At 63.9% G+C, this 20,913-nt stretch carries 11 protein-coding genes; 7 read left to right on the forward strand and 4 right to left on the reverse strand.

Features of this window, described 5'->3' with window-relative positions:
• Together treS and GSQ83_RS15955 are read right to left on the reverse strand one after the other, a co-directional pair.
• A partial coding sequence (treS, locus tag GSQ83_RS15950) for a maltose alpha-D-glucosyltransferase (protein ID WP_158803870.1) occupies positions 1–2,668 on the reverse strand: 2,668 nt, incomplete at its 3' end.
• Positions 2,669–2,670: 2 nt separating this feature from the next.
• Positions 2,671–5,889 (reverse strand): alpha-1,4-glucan--maltose-1-phosphate maltosyltransferase, encoded by a 3,219-nt coding sequence (locus tag GSQ83_RS15955; RefSeq protein ID WP_158803871.1) that lies wholly within the window; start codon positions 5,887–5,889, stop codon positions 2,671–2,673.
• Positions 5,890–6,132: 243 nt separating this feature from the next.
• On the opposite strand from GSQ83_RS15955, the gene GSQ83_RS15960 reads away from it, so the two are divergent.
• Positions 6,133–7,068, forward strand: coding sequence for a glycosyltransferase family 2 protein (locus GSQ83_RS15960; RefSeq protein ID WP_158803872.1), 936 nt, complete (start codon positions 6,133–6,135; stop codon positions 7,066–7,068).
• A 1-nt stretch (position 7,069) separates the two neighbouring features.
• Here the strand turns inward: GSQ83_RS15960 and GSQ83_RS15965 are convergent, their stop codons facing one another.
• Positions 7,070–8,065: a hypothetical protein gene (locus GSQ83_RS15965; RefSeq protein ID WP_158803873.1), complete on the reverse strand. Its 996-nt coding sequence runs from the start codon at positions 8,063–8,065 to the stop codon at positions 7,070–7,072.
• A gap of 123 nt (positions 8,066–8,188) precedes the next feature.
• Positions 8,189–10,285 carry an elongation factor G gene (gene fusA, locus GSQ83_RS15970; protein ID WP_158803874.1) on the reverse strand — a complete coding sequence of 699 codons (2,097 nt, stop codon included), beginning with the start codon at positions 10,283–10,285 and terminating at the stop codon, positions 8,189–8,191.
• Between the two features lie 11 nt (positions 10,286–10,296).
• Here fusA and GSQ83_RS15975 point away from each other — a divergent pair, with 11 nt between their 5' ends.
• The 6 genes from GSQ83_RS15975 (at position 10,297) to GSQ83_RS16000 (ending at position 20,898) form a co-directional block, all read left to right on the forward strand.
• Positions 10,297–10,437 (forward strand): hypothetical protein, encoded by a 141-nt coding sequence (locus tag GSQ83_RS15975; RefSeq protein WP_158803875.1) that lies wholly within the window; start codon positions 10,297–10,299, stop codon positions 10,435–10,437.
• A gap of 272 nt (positions 10,438–10,709) precedes the next feature.
• Positions 10,710–12,992, forward strand: a complete 2,283-nt coding sequence (locus tag GSQ83_RS15980) for a peptidase domain-containing ABC transporter (protein WP_216850233.1) — start codon at positions 10,710–10,712, stop codon at positions 12,990–12,992.
• Positions 12,955–14,346: an HlyD family type I secretion periplasmic adaptor subunit gene (locus tag GSQ83_RS15985; RefSeq protein ID WP_158803876.1), complete on the forward strand. Its 1,392-nt coding sequence runs from the start codon at positions 12,955–12,957 to the stop codon at positions 14,344–14,346. Before GSQ83_RS15980 ends, GSQ83_RS15985 begins: the two co-directional genes overlap by 38 nt.
• 395 nt (positions 14,347–14,741) lie before the next feature.
• Entirely contained in the window at positions 14,742–16,556 is a 1,815-nt protein-coding gene (locus GSQ83_RS15990; RefSeq protein ID WP_158803877.1) for a tetratricopeptide repeat protein, read from the forward strand.
• Positions 16,557–16,698: 142 nt separating this feature from the next.
• On the forward strand, positions 16,699–19,704 hold the full coding sequence (locus tag GSQ83_RS15995) for a glycosyltransferase (RefSeq protein ID WP_158803878.1): 3,006 nt from the start codon (positions 16,699–16,701) through the stop codon (positions 19,702–19,704).
• A 279-nt stretch (positions 19,705–19,983) separates the two neighbouring features.
• The gene (locus GSQ83_RS16000) at positions 19,984–20,898 is read left to right on the forward strand and encodes a hypothetical protein (protein WP_158803879.1); all 915 of its coding nucleotides are present in this window, start codon (positions 19,984–19,986) and stop codon (positions 20,896–20,898) included.
• Positions 20,899–20,913 lie beyond the last annotated feature (15 nt).

Genomic DNA, 20,913 nt, shown 5'->3' on the forward strand with positions numbered 1-20,913 from the left:
CGACCGCACTGTCAGCCCAGCCGGCGAGCGTCGCGTCATCCGCGATGCTCGGGGCGAAGTCGGGCTCGTCGGTCGGCTCTGTCAGGACCGCATGCAACTGTCCCAGCCGCGTACCGATAGCGGTGGCGAATTCGGTATAGGCCGGGAAGGTATCCTCGTGATCCCTGTCATCCTGCCCGGTGACGGCGATCTCCTCGACCGCGCGGTTGAGGAAGTCCTGCGTCCAGGTCCAACCATCGCCCTGGTTGCGCACGAAGCTCTGCGCCAGCATGAGGGTATGCGGCGTGCCGTCCGGCGCCATGCGCACAACCTCGCCGAATAGCGCGGGGATATTGGCAAAGCCACGCTCGGTCAGATAGCGCGTCATCTCGCCCTCAGGGTGAACGCCGGCGGCGACGTGCCGCAGGATTTTCAGCACAACGAGATCGCCGATAACGAGCGAGCTATTGGATTGCTCGGCGGAAAAGCGCCGGATCTCCGCATCCTCCGCAAGGTCGAGTTCCGCCGCGCGCGAGGTTGGAACGAAACGGATCTCACCCTCGGCCAGCGGAAGTGTGTCGCCCAGCTTCAATTGCTGAACGACGCCACGCGCAAAGGCATCGACTGCGAAGCCATCGGTGAGTACACCCATGCGGCGCCCGGCCCTGACACGGGCCAAGGCGAGTTGTTGGGCGAGCGGTCCGCTCGTGCCGCTTTCCCAGGCGATCGCCAAAGGCAACACGTAGCTTTCGAGACGGCCCTCAATAGCCGTCTGCACCTCGGCCAGCACGACATCGGGCACACCGGGCAGCTTCACAGTATTTGCGACTGTCAGCGCGCCGAGCTGCTCACCCTTTGAGGCAAACCAGCGCCGCTTCGGGATATAGGCCGGCAGCGCTTCGCCTTCGAGAACCCGCTTGCCGTTCATACCGAGCACTTCGGCGATGTCGCCGCGAATAACGATGGTGGCGAGGTCGGGCAGAACTTCAGGCGCTGGCCGATGCCACGCCGGCAACTCCGCTTCCTGGGCCAGCAAGAACCAGAAGAAGCCGTAAGGCGGCAGCGTGAGCAGGTAGCTCAGCTGGCCGACCGGCGGGAAAACCGAACCGCCGACGATATCGACCGGCACGCGCCCCTCGTAAGCGGAGAGATCGAGTTCCACGGCCTGAGCATTGCGCGCGAGATTGCAGACGCAGAGGATGGACTGCGGCGTCTCGCCGTCGATTTCCCGCAGGTAAGCGAAAATCTTACGGTTGCCGGGATAAAGGAAACGCAGCGTGCCTCGCCCGAAAGCGCCGAAATTCTTTCGCACCGCGAGCATCCGGCGCATCCAGTTGAGCAGCGAATGCTGGTCGAATTCCTGCGCCTCGACATTCAGCGCCTGGAAGCCGTAGAGCGGATCCATGATCGCCGGCAACACAAGAGATGCCGGATCAACGCGTGAAAAACCACCGTTCCGATCGTAGGACCATTGCATCGGCGTGCGTACGCCATCGCGGTCGCCGAGATGGATATTGTCACCCATGCCGATCTCGTCGCCGTAATAGATGACCGGCGTGCCAGGCATCGACAGCAGCAACCCGTTCATAAGTTCGATGCGCCTGCGGTCGCGCTCCAGCAGTGGCGCGAGGCGACGACGGATGCCGAGGTTGATGCGCGCGCGGCGGTCGCGCGCATAGGTTTCCCACAGATAGTCGCGCTCGCTATCGGTGACCATTTCGAGCGTCAGCTCGTCGTGGTTGCGCAGGAAGATCGCCCACTGGCAATTCGCGGGAATGTCCGGCGTCTGCCGCATGATGTCGGTGATTGGGAAACGGTCTTCGCGCGCGATCGCCATGTACATGCGCGGCATCAGCGGGAAATGGAACGACATATGGCATTCGTCGCCATCGCCGAAATAGACTTGCGCGTCCTCCGGCCATTGATTGGCCTCGGCCAGCATCATGCTGCCCGGCGCATGCGCGTCCATCGCGGCGCGGATGGTTTTCAGAATCTCATGCGTTTCCGCGAGGTTTTCGTTGTTGGTCCCCTCGCGCTCGACGAGATAGGGCACGGCGTCGAGCCTTAGTCCGTCGATGCCGAGATCCAGCCAGAAGCGCATGATCGACAGCACTTCCTCCAGCACCGCCGGATTGTCGAAGTTGAGGTCGGGCTGGTTGGAATAGAAGCGGTGCCAGTAATAGGCCTGGGCCTTCTCGTCCCAGGTCCAGTTGCTCTTCTCGGTATCAACGAAGATGATACGTGTGCCGGCATATTTTGTATCGGTGTCGGACCACACATAGAAGTCGCGCTCAGGCGAGCCCCGCGGTGCCTCGCGCGCGGCCTGGAACCAGGGGTGCTGGTCGCTGGTGTGGTTGATGACGAGTTCGGTGATGACCCGCAAGCCGCGCTCATGCGCCGCAGCGATGAACCGCTTCACATCCTCTAGCTCGCCGTATTCCGGGTGCACGCTGCGATAATCAGCGATGTCGTAGCCGTCATCCTTACGCGGCGATGGGTAGAAGGGCAGCAGCCAGATGGCGGTGACGCCAAGCTCGGCGATATAGTCGAGCTTTTGCAGCAGGCCCGGAAAATCGCCCACGCCGTCATTATTGGCGTCGAAGAACGACTTGATATGCAGCTGATAGATCACCGCGTCTTTGTACCAGAGCGGATCCTCGATCAGCGGTGTTGTCGGATTCACGTCCATGATCAAACTGTCTCCGGCCGCACACGCCAGGCGGCGAAGGGCATGGCAGCGTCAAGCCCGACACGCTGCCATTTCCCGGTCCAAGTGAAACGATCGCCACGCATGAGGTCGACCACGGAAAGCCTGCCCTGATCCGGCAGCCCCCACTTATAAAGCGGCAATTCGATGTTCGCGCCAGTGCCCTGACCATCCCGGGGGTCGAGATTGACCGCTACGATGACCACGTTCGAACGGTCGGGCGTGGCCTTCTCGTAGAACAAAACCTGGTCGTTATCAGCCGGTAGGAAGGTCAGGCCGAGCTGCGATTGCAGCGCTGGGTTCTGCCGCCGGATGCGGTTGAGCTGGGTGATCTCCGCCACGATGTTCCCCGGACGCTGCCAATCCCAAGCCCGGACCTGATACTTCTCCGAATCTAGATATTCCTCGCGGCCGGGCAACGGCGTCGCGTCGCACAGCTCGAAGCCGGAATAGACACCCCAGAGGCTCGAAAGCGTCGCCGCCAGTACTGCCCGTGTCAGATGGCCAGGACGGCCATGGGTCTGCAGGAAGACCGGGTTGATGTCGGGCGTATTGACGAAGAAGTTCGGGCGGAAGAAGTCGCTCATCGGCGGCGCGCTGAGGGCCGTTAGATACTCCTCCAGCTCGCGCTTACCGTTGCGCCAGGTGAAGTAGGTATAGGACTGGGTGAAGCCGAGCTTGCCCAGACGGTTCATGATCTTTGGCCGCGTGAAGGCCTCGGCGAGGAATTGAGTGCCCGGATAGGCCGCACGCACCTCGGCGATCATCCACTCCCAGAAGGCGAAAGACTTGGTGTGCGGGTTATCGACACGGAAAATCCGCACCCCCTGCTTCGCCCAGAACATGACGACTTCGGCGAGGCCGACCCATAGCTCAGGAATCGCGCCTTCGGCGTAGAAGTCGACATTGACGATGTCCTGATACTTCTTCGGCGGGTTTTCCGCATAGCGGATGGAGCCGTCCGGACGCCAGGCGAACCAGCGCTTGTGCTGTTTCAGCCAAGGGTGATCGGGCGAACATTGGATCGCGAAATCCAGCGCGACCTCCAGCCCATGGGCCTCCGCCGCCTCGCGCATCCGCAGGAAGTCATCCAGCGTTCCGAGTTCGGGATGCACCGCGTCATGCCCGCCGGCTTCGCTGCCGATCGCATAAGGGCTGCCGGGATCGCCTTCCGCCGGTGTCAGGGTGTTGTTCGGGCCCTTGCGATTGCTGCGGCCGATCGGGTGGATGGGCGGGAAATACAGTACATCGAAGCCCATGTCGCGGATGCGCGGCAGATGGCGAATGACGTCGGTGAACGTGCCATGGCGTTCAGCATCGTCACTCATCGAGCGAGGGAAGATCTCGTACCAGCTGGCGAAACGCGCCTCCAGCCGATCCGCATCGATGGGATAAGGCGCGCTACGCACCGCGCGTGGGCGCTTGTCGGTCTGCGCCATCAAAGCTGCCGTCTCGGTCGAGAGCAGAAGGCGAATCTGTTCCGCGGTATCGCTCGTCGCAAGTTTGGCATCGAGCGCGGCAAGCGGCGGACCCGCGGCCCGCACGAGATGGACGCCCTCGAGCAACTCCACTTGCACATCGATTCCGGCGGCGTGTTTCTTGGTGATCTCGTCGCGGAAGGTCGCGAAAGCGTCCCGCCAAGCCTCTACGGCAAAGACGTAGCGGCCGACATGATCGAGCGGGAACGTGCCCTCCCAGCGATCGTTGACCACGAGGTGCATGCGTGTCTCATGCCAGTCCGCTTCCTCTTCGGCTCGCCATAGAAGAGCAACGCCGAGCTGATCATGACCGTCGCAGATAATATCGGCCTCAACCGTGACGATGTCGCCCGCGACGCGCTTGGCGGCGAAACGGCCGTCATCCACCGCGGGTGCGATCTGCTCGATCCCGATACGCGGCGAATTCGCGGCTTCGAGCGCCGACTGAATCAGCTGCGGGCGAACCCGCTTAGCGCCCGGCGTCGCGGTCAGCGCCAAGGTCCGCACTTCACCGGGATCAAGCGTGAACTGTGTCTCCAAAGCGACGCCTGGCGCCGCGAAGCGGCCGCCTATGGTCGCCAGCAACGGGCGCAATGCCACCGGCCGCGCGCGGTCAAGTTCCGCATTGACCAGGGTGAGAATGGCCGTCTCGGCGTAGCGCGGGTCTTTGGCGCTGCGCAGGAAAGCGAAAGGCGCGGCGTCGGGGCCGCTGATCAGCCGGGGGATGCCCGAGCCGCGCACGTCATTGGCGGTGCGGATCTCCGCCAACAAGGCCGGATCGGCTGCGGGTGATTCGGGCAGATCGCGGCGCGCGTCCATCTCTTGGGTCGCGCCCCATTCGAAGCCCATCGGCATCATCCAGCCATCGGCCACCGCCGAGGCGAAGCGCAGCGAGCGGCGTTGCGCCCAGGGCAGCAGCGCAAGGTCGCTGACCAAGGCCGCGAAGCGCGGCTCGTACGGCGCCTCCACCGGCGCGATGACGGGAGCGATCCGATGCAGTTCCTCGAGTTCGTTCCAGAACCAATCGGCCGCGAAGTCCCACCAAGGCAGAGAGGCGAAGACGAAATCGATGCCGGTGCCGATCAGCCCCGCGCGCTCCTCCCGGCTCAGGCCTGGGGTCCAGCCGAGCAACAGAGCGTCCTTGTCCTTGCGGAGTGCCGCGATCAGTGCCCGAGCCTGATGCGTGGGCAGACCTTTCAGCGCAATGCGAAAGCCGGCGATTCCGGCGCGCCGCCAGGATTGTGCCTGGGCGTACCAAAAGGCGCCGACGGCTTCGGCGTCAGCTTCTCCACGTAGCACGGCCGCATCGCTCTCCGGGCCAAGCGCCCTCGGATCAAGTCCACTGCCGGATGGCGGGGCATAGAAAATGTCGTTATGCGCCTCCGCGACGCCCTGCGCCGCGAGCCTTGTAGGTAGTAAGTCGAGTAGCGGCACGAGGTCGCGCGACCTGCATGCCTGGGCGAAAGCTGCCAGCGCGCCGGCGGCATCGCCGCTCGATTGCAGCGCGGGATGAGGTCGGGCGAAGTCGGTGGGCAAGAAAAGTGAGGGGCCCGCGAAAAGGGGCGCGCTGAGCACATGGCTAAAGCCGAGGTCCCGGGCGCGGTCCAGCCATGCCGCCCAGTCCGCAAGTGGCCCTGCCAGGAGTGGGTTGAAGTAATAGACGCGTGGCGGTCCCACCGCCTGGCTGCGCGAGGCTGTGGCTTCGGCGGTCACGCGTTGGTCCATGGCTCTTCTTCCCGTCTGCAATCGTCCGGCGCCTGCTCTGTGCTTCGCGCCGAGATATGAGTCGGGTATCGCGCGCGGCAAGGCGATAGAATCGAAGACATTGCGCCTTCCGATGGCCGGCTCATGGATTATCGAGCGATGTCAGCGAATGCCGAGCCGAACGGGAACAAGGCTCTTAACGGCAAGGTTTCGTTGCGCTAATGAACAGGTCGCGCGTTTTTATGAAGTTCGCGCGGAGGATTGTTGCCGCCCAGACTTGTAACAGAGGGGCTGACGATGACGCGCTGCGCTTTGGTCGTGATCGCAAAGGATGAGGCGCGTTACCTGCCCGAATGGGTAGCCTATCATCTCGCGATCGGCATCGACCGCATATTTATTTATGACAATGACAGCACCGACTCGACACCCGCCCTGGTGGAGCGATTGGCACAAAGCTTCCCGATCGAGCGGATCGTTTGGCCGGGGGCGGGCCGGGCTTCGCCGCAATGCTCGGCCTACAATGATTCCCTCGCCCGGCTTTCCGATTTCGAGTGGGTGACGTTCATCGATGTCGATGAGTTCCTCGTGCCATGGGGATTCGATGGCGTGAAATCATTCGTCGCCGCCATCCCGGCGCATATCAGTATGGTTGCGATGAATTGGCGCAATTTCGGTTCGTCGGGCCGAAGCGATCCCAATTACGAGAACGTCCTCAAGACCTTTTCACGCAGCGGCCCGGAAAGCTGGACCTATCAGTGCCGGGTGAAATCCGTCGCGCGCGTGAAGGCGATCAAGGAGGTCTTCTGCCACGACGCCGATCTGCATTTCGGTGCGGCCACGCTGTCAGATTTTCAGTCCTACACGCACACGAGGCGCGGGATAGTAGATCGCGTCGTCTACAACGGCGTACAGATCAACCACTACCAAACCAAGACCTTTGACGAGTTCAAGCAGCGCATGAAGCTTGGTAACGTGAACAAGGATCCTACGCGCGCTGACAGCGTTCGCAACGGCGACAAAAGCCGATTCGATATGCTGGACCAGAACCAGGTGATCGACCGGCGTGTAGATAGATTCTTGCCTTCCTTCGAAATTCATTTCGAAAGGGTCAAGCGAGCCCTCGGCAGCCTGATGGAGCGCCCGAGCGTCTCAGTCCCGCCGGAGCTCATGACGCCAGCGAATGCGCTGCGTGTCGGCTAATCTAGTCCTGCTTTTTGTCGACAGCGATGAGTGAGACATTCGCCCAAGTTGTTTCCATGCGTAGCCCGCCAAAAATGATCTGGCCGTTATAATAGCCGGTGACTGTCCAATGAGATGGGTCGCGGCTCATCCCTTCTGGTCCGGCCGCAATGGCGGCTTTCATGCGTGGAAGCAGATCAATGCTAAGTTTCTTGGTCTCTCCATTGGAGAGAAACGGCTGCCCATGCAGCGGCAACGGATCGTCGATGCCGAAGGGTGCCGTGCGTGCGAAGAAATTGGGACGCGGCACTTTAGCGAGATGCTCACATCGCGCAGCGCGGGGATCGGGCTGGAGGCCGCAAGCCTGGCTCAGTTCAACTTGATAGAACAGCGTCTGGCGATCCACGGGATCTCGTAAGATAAGCGCGATCACCGCCGCTCCCTGAGCGACCGGACATTCGCGGTGGGGCACGCTTAGCCGCGCGCTGTAGCTCAGGGTGGCGACACTTATCAGACTCGCTAGATTGTTGATTTTTACCGAGCCGGTCTTTGCCAGATGGGCGTTCGTCTCAAATTTATTCTGCGCCTCATTTGGATGAGCGAAGAGGTCCGATTCGCGCGGTCTCCCCTCAGATGTGTTGCAGGGGAGTGCGGCGCCATCCTGCGAGAGACTGTACCTCGCCTGACCATCCGGCTGTTGCTCGACCGTGACGCTGGCCTCCGCGGCATGCGAGACGAAAATCGTGTCGGCTCCTTTCTTCGACCGCTGGAACGAGGGCAGGTCGCCGCCAGGGATATTCCACGCGATCACGCTCCAGGCGGCGTTTAATCCGGTTGCGGTGTAAGGACGAGGTCCGCCAGGCGCGGGCGGTTGGCGCGAGTCGCGAATAGAGAAATCGAAGGGCGGCTTGAACATCGACCGGGACGTGGCTGAAGCGACCGAGACGCCCAACAAAGTCGCGGCTGTCGTGACCGACGCCACCGCCAAAGCCTTCCAGCGATGATGATCCAATCCCATCGCCGCATCCTGGCGTGCCTCGATTTCGTTGCCAAGAGCGAATGTTTCGTGGCCGATTCCCAGGAACGAAAAGGGCCGGCGGAATTGCTCCCGCCGGCCCTTCTCGGTTCGGTCCGCCCGGTCTCAGGCGCTCTTCGCCATGATCTCTTCCGCGACATTGCGAGGAACAGGATCGTAATGGTGGAACTGCATGGTGAAGGACGCGCGGCCCTTGGTCATGCTGCGGAGGTGGGAGATATAGCCGAACATCTCCTTCAGCGGCACATGCGCCCGCACGATGACCGTCGAGCCAGAGCTCTCCTGGTTCTGGATCATGCCACGGCGGCGATTGAGATCGCCCACCACATCGCCGACATGATCGTTGGGGGTCGTGACCTCCACATCCATGATCGGCTCCAGGATGATCGGGCCGGCCTGTTTCATGCCTTCGCGGAAACAGGCTTTCGCGGCGATTTCGAAGGCCAGCGCCGAGCTGTCCACGTCATGATACTTGCCGTCGACGAGTGTGTATTTGAAGTCGACAGTGGGGAAGCCGGCCAGCACGCCGGTCTCGCACTGGACCTTGATGCCCTTCTCGACCGCCGGGATGTATTCCCTCGGAACCGAGCCGCCGACCACCTTGTTTTCGAAGGCGACGCCCGCGTTGCGCTCCTGCGGCTCGAAGATGATCTTGACCTCGGCGTATTGGCCGGAGCCGCCGGACTGCTTCTTATGAGTATAGGTATGCGTATGCGGCTTGGAGATTGTCTCGCGATAGGCCACCTGCGGCGCGCCGATATTCGCATCCACGCCATGCTCGCGGCGTAGACGATCGATGATGATCTCGAGATGCAGCTCGCCCATGCCGGAGAGGATGGTCTGACCCGTCTCCTGGTCGGTCTTCAGGCGAAGTGACGGATCCTCACTGGCGAGCTTCTGCAGACCCAGGGTCATCTTCTCGATGCCTTCCTTGGTCTTGGGCTCCACCGAGATGTCGATGACGGGCACCGGGAAGGCCATGCGCTCCAAGATCACCGGGTCGTCATTCGAGGCGAGGGTATCGCCCGTCGTGGTGTCCTTGAGGCCGACGAAGGCGGCGATGTCGCCAGCCTCCACTTCCTTGATCTCCGCGCGCTTGTCGGCATGCATCTGGAACATACGGCCGATGCGCTCGCGATGGTCCTTCGTGGTGTTCTGCACCATGTCGCCGGATTTCAGCGTGCCAGCATAGACCCGCACGAAGGTCAGGGTGCCGTATTTGTCGTTGATGATCTTGAAGGCGAGGCCGGCGAAGGGCGCCTTGGGATTGGCCGGAATCACGCGGCGCTTGGCCAGCGCCTCGGGGGTATCCTCCTCGCCTTCCTCGGCCGCGACCTTGATGCCGGGCACGTCGATCGGCGACGGCAGATAGTCTAGCACGGCGTCCAGCAGCGGCTGCACGCCCTTGTTCTTGAAGGCGGTGCCGCAGAGCACGGGGCGGAAGGCGCCGCTGATCGCGCCAGCCTTGATGCAGCGCTTCAGCGTCTCGACTGAGACGTCACCCTTGTCGAAATACTCCTCCATCGCGACGGTATCGACCGACAGCGCGGTATCGAGCAGAAGCTGGCGATACTCCGCCGCCTGCTCGACGAGGTCCTCCGGGATCGGCTCGTCATGGAATGCGGCGCCGAGTTCCCCGCCCTCCCAGATGATGGCCTTCATCTCGACCAGATCGACCACGCCCAGGAAGCCGTCCTCGATCCCGATCGGGAGCTGTAGAGGCAGCGCGATGATGTCGAGCTTCTCCTTCAGCGTCGCGAAGGCGCGGAAAAAGTCGGCGCCCGTGCGGTCCAGCTTGTTAATGAAAATGATGCGGGGGACGTTGTAGCGGTCCGCGAGACGCCAGTTGGTCTCGGACTGCGGCTGCACGCCGGCCACGCCCTCGATGATGAAGATGGCGCCGTCCAGCACTCGCAGGGAACGGTTAACCTCGATATTGAAGTCGATATGGCCGGGGGTATCGATGATGTTGATTCGATGACCTTTCCACTCGCAGGTCACCGCGGCGGAGGTGATTGTGATGCCCCGCTCCCGCTCCTGGTCCATATAATCAGTCGTGGTGTTCCCATCATGCACCTCACCGATCTTGTGGGAGACGCCCGTGTAATAGAGAATCCGCTCGGTCGTGGTGGTCTTGCCGGCGTCGATATGGGCGGTGATGCCGATGTTCCGCAGATGGGATAGCGGCGTAGTGCTGGTCACGGTCAGCCTCCATGCAAGAAAAGCGCGGCAAGGGCATCATCCCCGCGCGCCTGGTCACGTTCCAGCCCATTGCCGGTGTTGTCGTCGAGAGCTTTTGCGCCAAGACGGCCATTTTAGCAAGCGTGCGCGGCCCGGCGCGGGCGAGGCTGTGACCCGAAAGGGTAACTTGCCTGACCGAAATGTTGCTGGCCTGCAATTAACGGATCGTAATGTTTTACCGCTATAGTTTGGCCGCGAAGGCATCATAAAAGCCTAATACGACAAGCATTTCGGTTGGGTCCGCACAAGAAACTAGTGTCGTGGGGGCATCCGTACAGGCTAGTCTAGAACCGGCACCGGCGCTTCCGCGCCGCATTGGCTGCGGATGTCCAGGTTCCCGCCAGGTGGTCGGGGGCCGCTCATCACAGAATAAGGTGATCGACCCGTGGATGGTCAGAACGAGATGGAATTGAGGCCCGACCGCGGAGATGGTGGCACAACCGGCCACATCGACGAAGCGTCGATCGGCAAGGACCCCGGCATGCACAGCTGGCTGGTCGGCGCGCTGGCGATTGCGCGCTATCACGGCGTGGATCTTGATCCGACAACCTTCCGGATCGACCCCGCCGAGCCCAATCCCTCCCCCGCCGCTTTGGTGGAGTGGCTGCGCGAATGCGGGCTCTGGGCCAAGGCCGTCCGCATGAAATGGCAGCAGCTGATGCGCCTCGAATCGGCCGGACCCGTCATGCTCCTCATGAAGGATTCGGGCGCGGTCCTGATGGTCGAGGTCGACCCCGCCCGCAATGTGATCTTCGTCAAGGAGCCGTCGCTCGGCGGTGGCGGCGTGTCCGTGCCGGTCGACGAGTTACGCCTCTCCCAGGTCTGGGATGGGGAAGCCGTGCTCATCCGCCCCGCGCGCGGCGATAGCGAGCAGGAGGCGCCACTCAGTTTCGGCTTCCTCGCCAAGCTTGTGATGGTCGAGCGCTCGATTCTGCGGACGGTCGCTTTCACATCGCTGATCATCACCTTCCTGATGATCGTCCCGATCCTGATCGTCTTCACCTCTGTGCAGCGCGTGGTCGAGTATCACAGCATGAGCACGCTCCTGCTGGTGTCGATCATTCTGGTCATCGCTGTCTTGCTCGACGCGGTGTTGGAGCATGCCCGCGGCAGTCTCTTGCAGGTCGCCTCGACGCGAATCGATGCCAAGATTCAGCTCTATATCTTCCGCCGCCTGCTATCCCTGCCGCTGGATTATTTCGAGCGGACCCAATCCGGTCTCATCAGTCACGCGCTTGGCTCGGTCTATCGCATCCGCGACTTCATTACCGGCAAGCTGCTGACGACCTTCATCGACATGACCATGCTGCTCGTCCTGTTGCCGATCATGTTCTATATGGAGGCGACGCTCGCTTGGACGGTGTTGGTGGCGGCGGGTTTGATCATGGCGGTCATCGCCTGCTTCCTGCGCCCCCTCCGTATCCTCGCCGGCAAGGTATCGAGCGCCGAATCGCAGAAATACTCCATTCTGATCGAGAGCATTCACGGCATTCGCACAGTGAAATCGCTGGCTCTTGAATCTACCCGCTACGCGCAATGGGACCAGGACGTCGCCCATGCTGGTGATTTGCGATTGCAGGCCGGCCGGCTGGCGCTGTGGCCCTCGACACTGACCCTGCCGCTGCAGCGCTACACGCAATATGGCGCCATGCTCTTGGGCGCCTATCTGGCCCTCACCTCTGGCGATGCTACGGCCATCGGCTCGCTCATGGCCTTCTCGATGCTGTCGATGCGGGTCGCCTCACCGCTCGTCAGTTTCGCCAAGCTCATCCAAGAATTCGAGGAAGTGCGCGCGACAATGGGCGAGGCGCAGCTCGTCTTGAACAATCCCCCGGAAATCAAGGGGATCGACCGCGGATTGAGGCCAACATTCGCTGGCGCGATCGAGTTCGACAGCCTTTCCTTCACTTATCACGGCTCGCGCCGTCCGGCCCTGGATGACGTCAATTTCTCGGTTCCTCCCGGCACGATGCTCGGCCTCGTCGGGCGCAGCGGCTCGGGCAAATCTACCATTACCCGTTTGCTCCAGGGAATCAGCCGCGACTATTCAGGCTTCCTCAAGATCGACGGTGTAGAACTCCGCTCGATCAACCTGCGCCACCTCCGCCGCAACTTCGGCGTCGTGCTGCAGGAGAACTTCCTATTCCGTGGCTCGATCCGCGACAACATCATCAGCGGACGTCCCGGCCTCACGATGGAGGATGTCGTGCGTGCCTCGCGCCTCGCCGGCGCCGAGGAATTCATCGAGCGGATGCCGCAGGGCTACGACACCTTCATCCAGGAAGGTTCGCCAAATCTCTCCGGCGGGCAGCGGCAGCGTCTGGCGATTGCCCGCGCGCTTATCACCGATCCGCGACTCATGATCCTGGACGAGGCGACAAGCGCCCTCGATCCGGAGAGCGAGGCTCTGGTCAATGCCAATCTCCGCCGTATCGGCGCCGGGCGGACCATGGTGATCGTCTCCCATCGCCTTGCCTCGCTGGTCGATTGCGACGCCATCGTCGTGATGGATCAGGGCACGGTATTGGACTGCGGTACCCATGCGGAGCTCGTCGAGCGCTGCGCCGTCTATCGCATGCTGTGGCTACAGCAGAACCGCCACATGGTCGAAAATCAGGGGAATACCCGTCATGGCTCGCCAACTCCTGTCCTCGCCCAAGGGGACTGATCCTCAGGGCAACGCCCTGGCGGTTCTGGAATTCCAGTCCCCTACGGCAGCCCTGATCGCCACGCCTATCCCGCGCTCGGCGCGATACATTTCTGCGTTGGTCGGCACGGCGGTGATAGGCTGCCTGGTCGCGGCGACCGTCGTGAAGATCGACAAGGTCGTCACCGCGCAGGGTAAGCTGGTCTCGACGGTGCCGACGCAGATGATGCAGCCTTTGCAGACGTCGATCGTCCGCAACATCTACGTGCGTCGTGGTCAGATCGTGCATAAGGGGCAGCTCCTCGCCGAGCTTGATCCGACTTTTGCCATGGCCGATAGCCATGCGGACCAGGAGCAGGTGGATAGCTACACCGCTCAGATCGAGCGGCTACAGGCGCAGATCGGCAACAAACCCTATGTGCCGAGCTCAGCAAATGCGCAGTCGGAGCTGCAGCTCGAGACCTATAACCAGCTGCAGGCCCAGTACCTCTACGGGGTCAAGAACTTCGACCAGCAGATCGCCGGCCTCCAGGCGACATACGAACACGCCCAGGCGGATATCAATCAATACGGCAAGCGCCTCGAACTCGCGGCGAATGTCGAAAACATGCGCAACCGGCTGCAGCAGATGCAGGTGGGCAGCCGGCTCGATTCGCTCGCCGCGGCGGATAACCGGCTGAACATGGCGGGCAGCCTCGCGGACGCGCAGTCCGCCGCCAAGCAGGCGCTTGGGAATATCGCTTCCACCGTCGCGCAGCGGGGTGCCTTCATCCAGCAGTGGTTCTCGAATCTGTCGCAACAACTGCAGCAGGCGTCGAACTCCCTTGCGACCGCGCAGCAATCACTGACGAAGGATACCAAGGTCCATCAACTCGTCGATCTGCGCGCCGATCAAGATGCCATGGTGCTGACCATGGCGCGGGTATCGCCGGGTTCGGTGCTGCAAAGCGGCCAGCAGTTCCTCTCGCTCGTGCCGCTCAATGCACCACTCCAGGCGGAGATCGATATCGACGGTACCCAGTCGGGCTATGTCGGCGTCGGGGATCCCGTCACGATCAAGCTGCAGAGCCTGCCCTTCCTCATGTATGGGTCGATCAAAGGCCATATCGCATCGGTCAGCGCCGATTCCTTCAATCAGCAGGACGTCCAGAGCGGTGATGTGCCGAGCGTCAGCGGCACCGCGCCACAGACCCTCTTCTACCAGGCCCGCGTGGATTTCGATGCCAAGGAGCTGCATGACACGCCGCAGAACTTCACGCTCGAACCTGGCATGCCGATCGACGCGGATGTGAAGGTCGGTCGGCGGACCATCATGGAATATATGATGAGACGCATCCTGCCCGCCTTTAGCACCGGAATGCGCGAACCCAATTAATCCTGCGCGATGCTTGGCGAGAGGTTGGGCGCTCTCCTCTCGCTACCATCGTGCGAACCCTCGGAAAGCCGGCTTGCGAGGCGAAATTCGAGCGGTTCGGCGGAGGTGGAGGTGGTGTCGATCATCTCATCGACCGATTTGCGGACTCGGTGGCGCGTCGGACACGCCCGTCTCTTCGGGCGCGCGAATGGTGGGGGGTCGCCTCGGCTGGCGTCCGTGGCGGCCGATCCCTCGCAGGGATAGCGCCAACCACAAACCGGCTCCGCCGGAGAGCGGCGTGGATGAGGTTCCGCTCCGCACTGGCGGGCACATCGTGACGTGGCGAGGCGATCGACCTAAAATCAGACGGAGCGCAGCGGTGCTCCAGGACCGGCGGATTGGAAGGACTGAACTAAGTGTTGGGTTGGCTCAAAGGCAGCAGCGCGGCCCGCCTCCTCGCCAAGGGCGAGGCGCTGATCGAATCAGGTGATCGGGAAGGAGGTTTTCGGCTCGTCGCCCGCGCCGCGCAGACCCGGCTGCCGGCCGCCGAATATCGCGTCGGACTTTGCTACCTTCAGGGCAAAGGCGTGCCGCCGAGCCGCACCGAGGGCCGGCGGTGGCTCGAACTCGCCGCGACCGAAGGCCATGCCGAGGCGCAATCCGCCCTAGCGACCTTGCTCGTCAATGGCCAGACCGAGGATGGCCCGATCACCAGCGGCGCGGGCATCTTCGCCGATGATCGCGCGAGCCAGCCGGATTTCATTACGGCGGAACGCTGGGCGCGGCGCGCAGCCGAAGCCGGCTCCGCCGACGGCCAGGCGCTGCTCGGCTATATAATGAGTGTCGGGCCGGACTCGATCCAAAATCTCGAACAGGCGGAGAGCTGGTACGGCCGCGCCGCAGAGTCCGGCAGCGCCCAGGGCATGCTCGGACTTGGGCTCTCACTGCTGCGCCGTGCCGGAACCGACCCGGAGCTGCAATCCCGGGGCGTCGGCCAGATCGCCGCCGCAGCCGACTTAAAGCTGCCGATGGCGCAGTATCTTCGCGGCGTCCTGCTCGAGCATGGCGTGGGCCTGCCAAAGGACCCGGCGACAGCCGTCATCCTCTACAAGATGGCCGCCGAGGCCGGAGTTCGCGCGGCCATGGCGCGTCTTGGCCTCGCCCTTATCGAGGGTCGTGGCGGCAAGGCCGATCCGGTCGGCGGCGAATCATGGCTGCGCCGCGCAGCCCTTGCGGGCGATATCGAAGCGGCAACCCTCATCGGCGACATCTACGCGCGCGGCGGCGACCTGCCCCCGAATTACGCCGAGGCGGCGATCTGGTTCCAACGCGCGGCTGAAGGCGGCCATGCGACGGCGGCCCGGGCCCTTGGGATGCTCTACCTCACCGGCGCAGGGGTTGGCCGCAACGCCGAGGAAGCGGCGGTCTGGTTCGAACGCGCTGCTGCCGCGGGCAACCAGCGCTCGCAAGTCGACCTCGCCAATCTCGTGCTCGAGGGCAATGTGCGCGAGGCGGATACCGACCGCATGCGCTCCTGGTTCGAGCAGGCGGCGGAAAGCGGCGACCTCATGGCCGCCTTTAATTTCAGCGTCTGCCTTTCGCGGGGCTTCGGCATCGAGCAGGATCCCGAGCGAGCGGCCTTCTGGATGCGCCGGGCGGCAGATGGCGTCGTCAATGCGCAATACCACTACGGCCGCATGCTGGCGGACGGCACCGGGGTTCCGGCGGACCCGGCCGGGGCGCGCATCTGGTTCGGCAAGGCCGCGGAATTCGGCATGACGGAGGCGCAGGTCGCGCTGGGCGAGATGCTGGTGAATGGGCGTGGTGGCGCACGCGATCACTTCGAGGCGGCGAAACTCTTCGAGAAGGCGGCCGCCAATGGGCATGGCGGCGCGATGTTCGGCCTAGGCGCGCTTTACGGCGGCGGTCATGACCTGCCGACGGATCGCCGCCTTGCCCTCCGCTGGTTCCGCGATGCCGCGGAAAGGAGCCATCCGCAAGCGCAGCTCATGCTCGGGCGCTACCTTCGACGTGGCCTGGCTGGCCCCGCCGATCCCGTTCAGGCCGAGCTGTGGTTCACCCGCGCCGCACAGAATGGCGTCAGGGAGGCCGCCGCTGAACTCGCACTGATCAATGCGGATAAAGCAGCCGCGGCCGCAGCGGCTGTGCCGCCCCCTGAAAGCAATGCTGCCGCCGAAACGGTCAAGGGTCCGCAGCTTATTCACAATTAGAACATGGCGATGACGTTCATGTTCGCGCTGCGCGATCCTAGGACCGAAACCTTGATTTTCTCGCGCTCAAGGGCAATCGCGCTCCATCCTTTGCGGCGCTAGGAAGGGCCATGCTCCACACGCAGGCCCGGCGATCCACCCGATGAGCGGCGTCCACGGCGCGCATAGCCTGCATTGGCTCATGGCCGATGGCGAGAAGAGCCGGCCGCAACCGATCGACCTCGCGCTCGATGCCTGGACCAAGGGCCAAGCCGCGCTCATGGCGGGGGATTTGCCCAGTGCTCGGCGGTGGGCGGATCGCGCTTATCGGCTGGGGCCTGACGATACCCAGGTCAGCTTCCTATTCGGCCTCGTCCTCGTGCGGCAGCACGACCCCCGCGCCATCGAGGTCTTCCGCGATCTCATCCGAAGATCGGATACCTTGCCCGCCCATGGCGGATTGATCGCGGCGACACGGATGGCTGGAACGCCGAAAGCAGCAGCCGAAGCAGTTGCCGCCCTGCTCATGCGCTTCGCCCCGCCAGAGGATGCGGGTTTCGGCGATACGGTTACGGGGCTCGCCCGGGCGACCGGCCGGCCAGGCTGGTGCGGCGCCGATGGCAGCGGCAATGTCGTCGCCGTCGCGGAGGGAACACCGCGTTTCGCCCTCGATGGCCGGCCGGCCCGGCTGGCGAAGACGGAGACCGGCTACCTCCTGCCCGCCGCCGCGGCTGGCGCCTTCAGCCTGTCGGTCGAGACGGAAGACGGTGCCCTGCTCGGAAGCCCGATCGACCTCATGCGCCGCCGCCGCAGCGAGGGCTTCGTGGAGGCCAGGGATGGCGGGTTGCTAGGCTGGGCCTGGCTCCCTGCCGATCCCAACCTGGCGCCCGCCCTCCGCATCGAAAGCGCGACGCGTCGTTTCGCGCCGATCGGCATCACGCCCGAGGGCATGGCGCAATTCCCCAATCTGGACGGCCTCACCCGACCGCTCGCCTTTCACCTGCCCGCCGAGGCGCTGCCGTCGCGGCCCGGCCTGCTGCATGTGAGGGACGTCTTCGGTCGCGATCTCACTGGTAGTCCCCTTGCGCCCAGCCTCTGGGCCGAAGCAGCGGACGCCGGGGCGCGGCTGCTTGCCCATCGGACGCCCCTCGCTCTGCCCCCAGCGCGGCGGACCGCACCACCTGCTCTGCTCCCGATCTCCGCCGCGACCTGGGTCCCCGAACGTCCGCCGCCCACCGGAACGCGGCCTCGCCAACTCGGTCCGGCAGTCGTCATGCCAGTCTATGGCGGCGGGGCGGAAACCCTGCGCAGCCTCGAGCGCGTCCTCGGCACAGTACCTGCGGGCACGCCCGTCATCGTCGTGGACGATGCCTCGCCCGAGCCGCCGCTCGTGCGGGCGCTGGATGAACTGGCGCGACAGCGGCGCATCCGCCTCATCCGCCACGCCCGCAACGCCGGCTTCCCGACCAGCGCGAATGACGGTATGCGCGCCGCTGGGCGGCGGGATGTCGTGCTGGTCAATAGCGATGCGCTGGTGCCGCCCGGCTGGCTCGAAAGGCTGCGACGTGCAGCCCATTCGGCGCCCGATATCGGCTCGGTCGCGCCGCTCTCGAACGACGCCACGATCCTGAGCTATCCGCGACGTGACGAGCACCAGCCGCCGCCGGACCGGCGCATGCTCGACCGTATCGATCGCCTTGCGGCGCGCGCGAACGGCGAGGCGGTCGTCGAGATCCCGACCAGCGTCGGCTTCTGCATGTATATCCGCCGCGACTGCCTCGAAGAGGCCGGCGGGTTCCGCGAGGATCTCTTCGCACAGGGCTATGGCGAGGAGAACGACTTTTGCCTCCGTTCCCGCCATCTCGGCTGGCGGCACGTCGTGGCGCCTGGGATTTTTGTCGCCCATATCGGTGGCCTGTCCTTCGGTGCCGCGCGTGAACACCTGCTCAGGCGCAACCTTGGCATCCTCGACGCGCTGCACCCCGGCTATCGCGACCTAATCACTGCGCATCTCGATGCCGACCCGCTGGCGCCCGCCCGCCATCGCCTTGACCGTGCCCGCTGGGAAGCGGAACGGCGCAGCGCCTCGGTCATCCTGATCACTCATGACGAGGGCGGCGGAGTGGAGCGCCAGATCGGCGCCCGTGCCGCTGCTTTGACCGCCGAAGGGCTGCGACCGATTATCCTGCGGCCGAATGACAGCGGCGGCTGCATCATCGAACTGCCGGATGCGCGAGCGAATGTCTGGCGCCGCGACTTTCCCAATCTTCGGTTCCAGCTACCCGAAGAACTAGACGCACTCGTGGATTTGCTGCGCGGTGATCATGTGCGGCACGTCGAACTGCATCATCAGCTCGGCCACGATCATGCAATCCTGTCCTTGGCGGAACGCCTCGGTGTTCCGCTCGATATTCATGTGCATGACTATGCCTCGGTCTGCCCGCGTGTCGCGCTGGTCAGCGAGTCGCGGCGCTATTGCGGCGAGCCGGATGAGGCGCAGTGCGAAATTTGCGTCGCGGATCTCGGGAGCCGGCTACGGGAGCCGATTGGCGTCGGCGCGCTCAGGCGACGCACGCGCGAGGATATGGCGACCGCCCGCGCGATCATCCTGCCATCAGCCGATGTCGCGACGCGGCTGCGGCGCTACATTCCCGAGCTTCACGCGCAGGTCCGCCCTTGGCAGGACGATGCAGCGATCCCGGCTCAGCGTCCGCCGCCGCATAGCCCGCCCGGGGGCCGACGGCGGCGTGTCGCGGTGGTGGGCGCGCTCGGCACCGAGAAGGGCTATGATGTCCTGCTTGGCTGCGCCCGGGACGCCGCGCGACGCGACCTGCCGCTGGAATTCATCGTCGTCGGCTATACCCATGACGATTCGCGCCTCATCGACACGGGCCGCGCCTTCGTCACCTACCGCTTTCCACAGGACCGGGCGGCCGCGGAAATCGCGGCTCAAGCGCCGGATATCGGCTTCATACCCTCGGTCTGGCCGGAAACCTGGTGCTTCGCGCTCAGCGATGCCTGGGCGGCGGGGCTGCGGGTCGCGGTGTTCGATATCGGCACCCAGGCGGAGCGTGTGCGGGCCACAGGACGCGGATGGGTGCTGCCGCTGGCACTGCCTTCGGCTGGCATTAACAACTCCCTGCTAGCACTCGCGGGTCACCCCGGCTGACAGGCTTGCGCTGAAAAGGGATGCGGATTGGCGCGCTGAAGATTGGGAAAGCTTGGAGAATTGCATGCGGCGCTTGTGGGCAAGGCGCGGGCCGCAGTGTAGATCAATGCGTCACTTTGCAGTCTGCGGCATTGTCCGTAAGGCGGAGCATCGCCATCGCGATGCGCTGTCGCGGAATTACCATTTTTATGAGGCATCGAAATGTCCCAGGCCGAAAGGCAAGTTCCCTCCCGGACCGCGGAAGACCGGATCCAGGAGATTAAGGCGTCCGCGCACTTGATGACGCTCGACACAGGGCTTTTTTGCCTGGTGAATGGCTCGACGCCACCGCCGCAGGGCGTGCTCGCCGGTGTGCGCATCTCGGCGGTTGACCCGGCGGATCGGCGTGTCGCGATTACCGGCTTTCGCAGTGACGGATGGCTGGATGGGGCGGGTGATTCCGCTTTGATCCGGGTTCAGAACGGACCGGCCCAGATTTTGGTCACGATCTACCAAAGTGCGACAGGACCTGAAAATCCACCAAAGCTGCGTGTTCTGCGCCTCACCGATTCGGTTCCGACCAAGGAGGCGCCGCAGGCCGGACCCGTGGCTGGCGCCGCGCCGGCTCCCGTCATGGTGCTGAGCGGGCATCACGACGTCGTCGCGCATATGCAACGGGCGGGCGATGTCGGCCGGCCCTTCGGAGAGTGGCTCGGTGACCAAGGCGGCCGCAAATGGATCGAAGGCTTCAGTATTACGCCACCTGAGGGGCTAACGCCCGCTGACATCACCTATCAGGCCGTGCTCGGCCGCGGCTGGCTGTCGCCGTGGTCAGAGGCTGGGCAGTTCTGCGGCAGCCGTGGCATGGCCCTCCCGATCCTCGGCGTGAAGATCAAGCTCAGCCCTAAGGCCGCCGAGCGCTATGCCCTGAGCTACGAGGCGACCTTCGTGGACGGCTCGGCAGTGGGTCCGTTGGATTCGGACGAGAGTTGCGAAACCGCAGCCCTCGCGCCACTCGAGGCTTTACGCATCTCGCTCGTTGCAAAAGCGAGCGGCACCGCCTCGGTCCAGGCCGTGCCCGTGTCGGCTGACCCGGCGAAGGCCGCCAAGCCGCAGGTTGTCCCTAAGCCCGCAGTGGTTAAGCCAGCCCCGGCACCAACGCCCGCTTCAACCGCCGCCGAGGCCGCGAAGAAGGTACCCCCACGCCGCCGCTGAGATCACGCACCGTCT

Source organism: Acidisoma sp. L85 (genome assembly GCF_009765865.1).
Lineage (GTDB): Bacteria > Pseudomonadota > Alphaproteobacteria > Acetobacterales > Acetobacteraceae > Acidisoma.

Excerpts from the sequence above, each read along its gene's own strand:
- GSQ83_RS15955 (WP_158803871.1), bottom strand. The coding sequence starts at position 5,889 with ATGGACCAACGCGTGACCGCCGAAGCCACAGCCTCGCGCAGCCAGGCG.
- GSQ83_RS15965 (WP_158803873.1), bottom strand. The coding sequence starts at position 8,065 with ATGGGATTGGATCATCATCGCTGGAAGGCTTTGGCGGTGGCGTCGGTC.
- GSQ83_RS15975 (WP_158803875.1), top strand. The coding sequence starts at position 10,297 with ATGCAAGAAAAGCGCGGCAAGGGCATCATCCCCGCGCGCCTGGTCACG.
- GSQ83_RS15985 (WP_158803876.1), top strand. The coding sequence starts at position 12,955 with ATGGCTCGCCAACTCCTGTCCTCGCCCAAGGGGACTGATCCTCAGGGC.
- GSQ83_RS15995 (WP_158803878.1), top strand. The coding sequence starts at position 16,699 with ATGAGCGGCGTCCACGGCGCGCATAGCCTGCATTGGCTCATGGCCGAT.
- GSQ83_RS16000 (WP_158803879.1), top strand. The coding sequence starts at position 19,984 with ATGACGCTCGACACAGGGCTTTTTTGCCTGGTGAATGGCTCGACGCCA.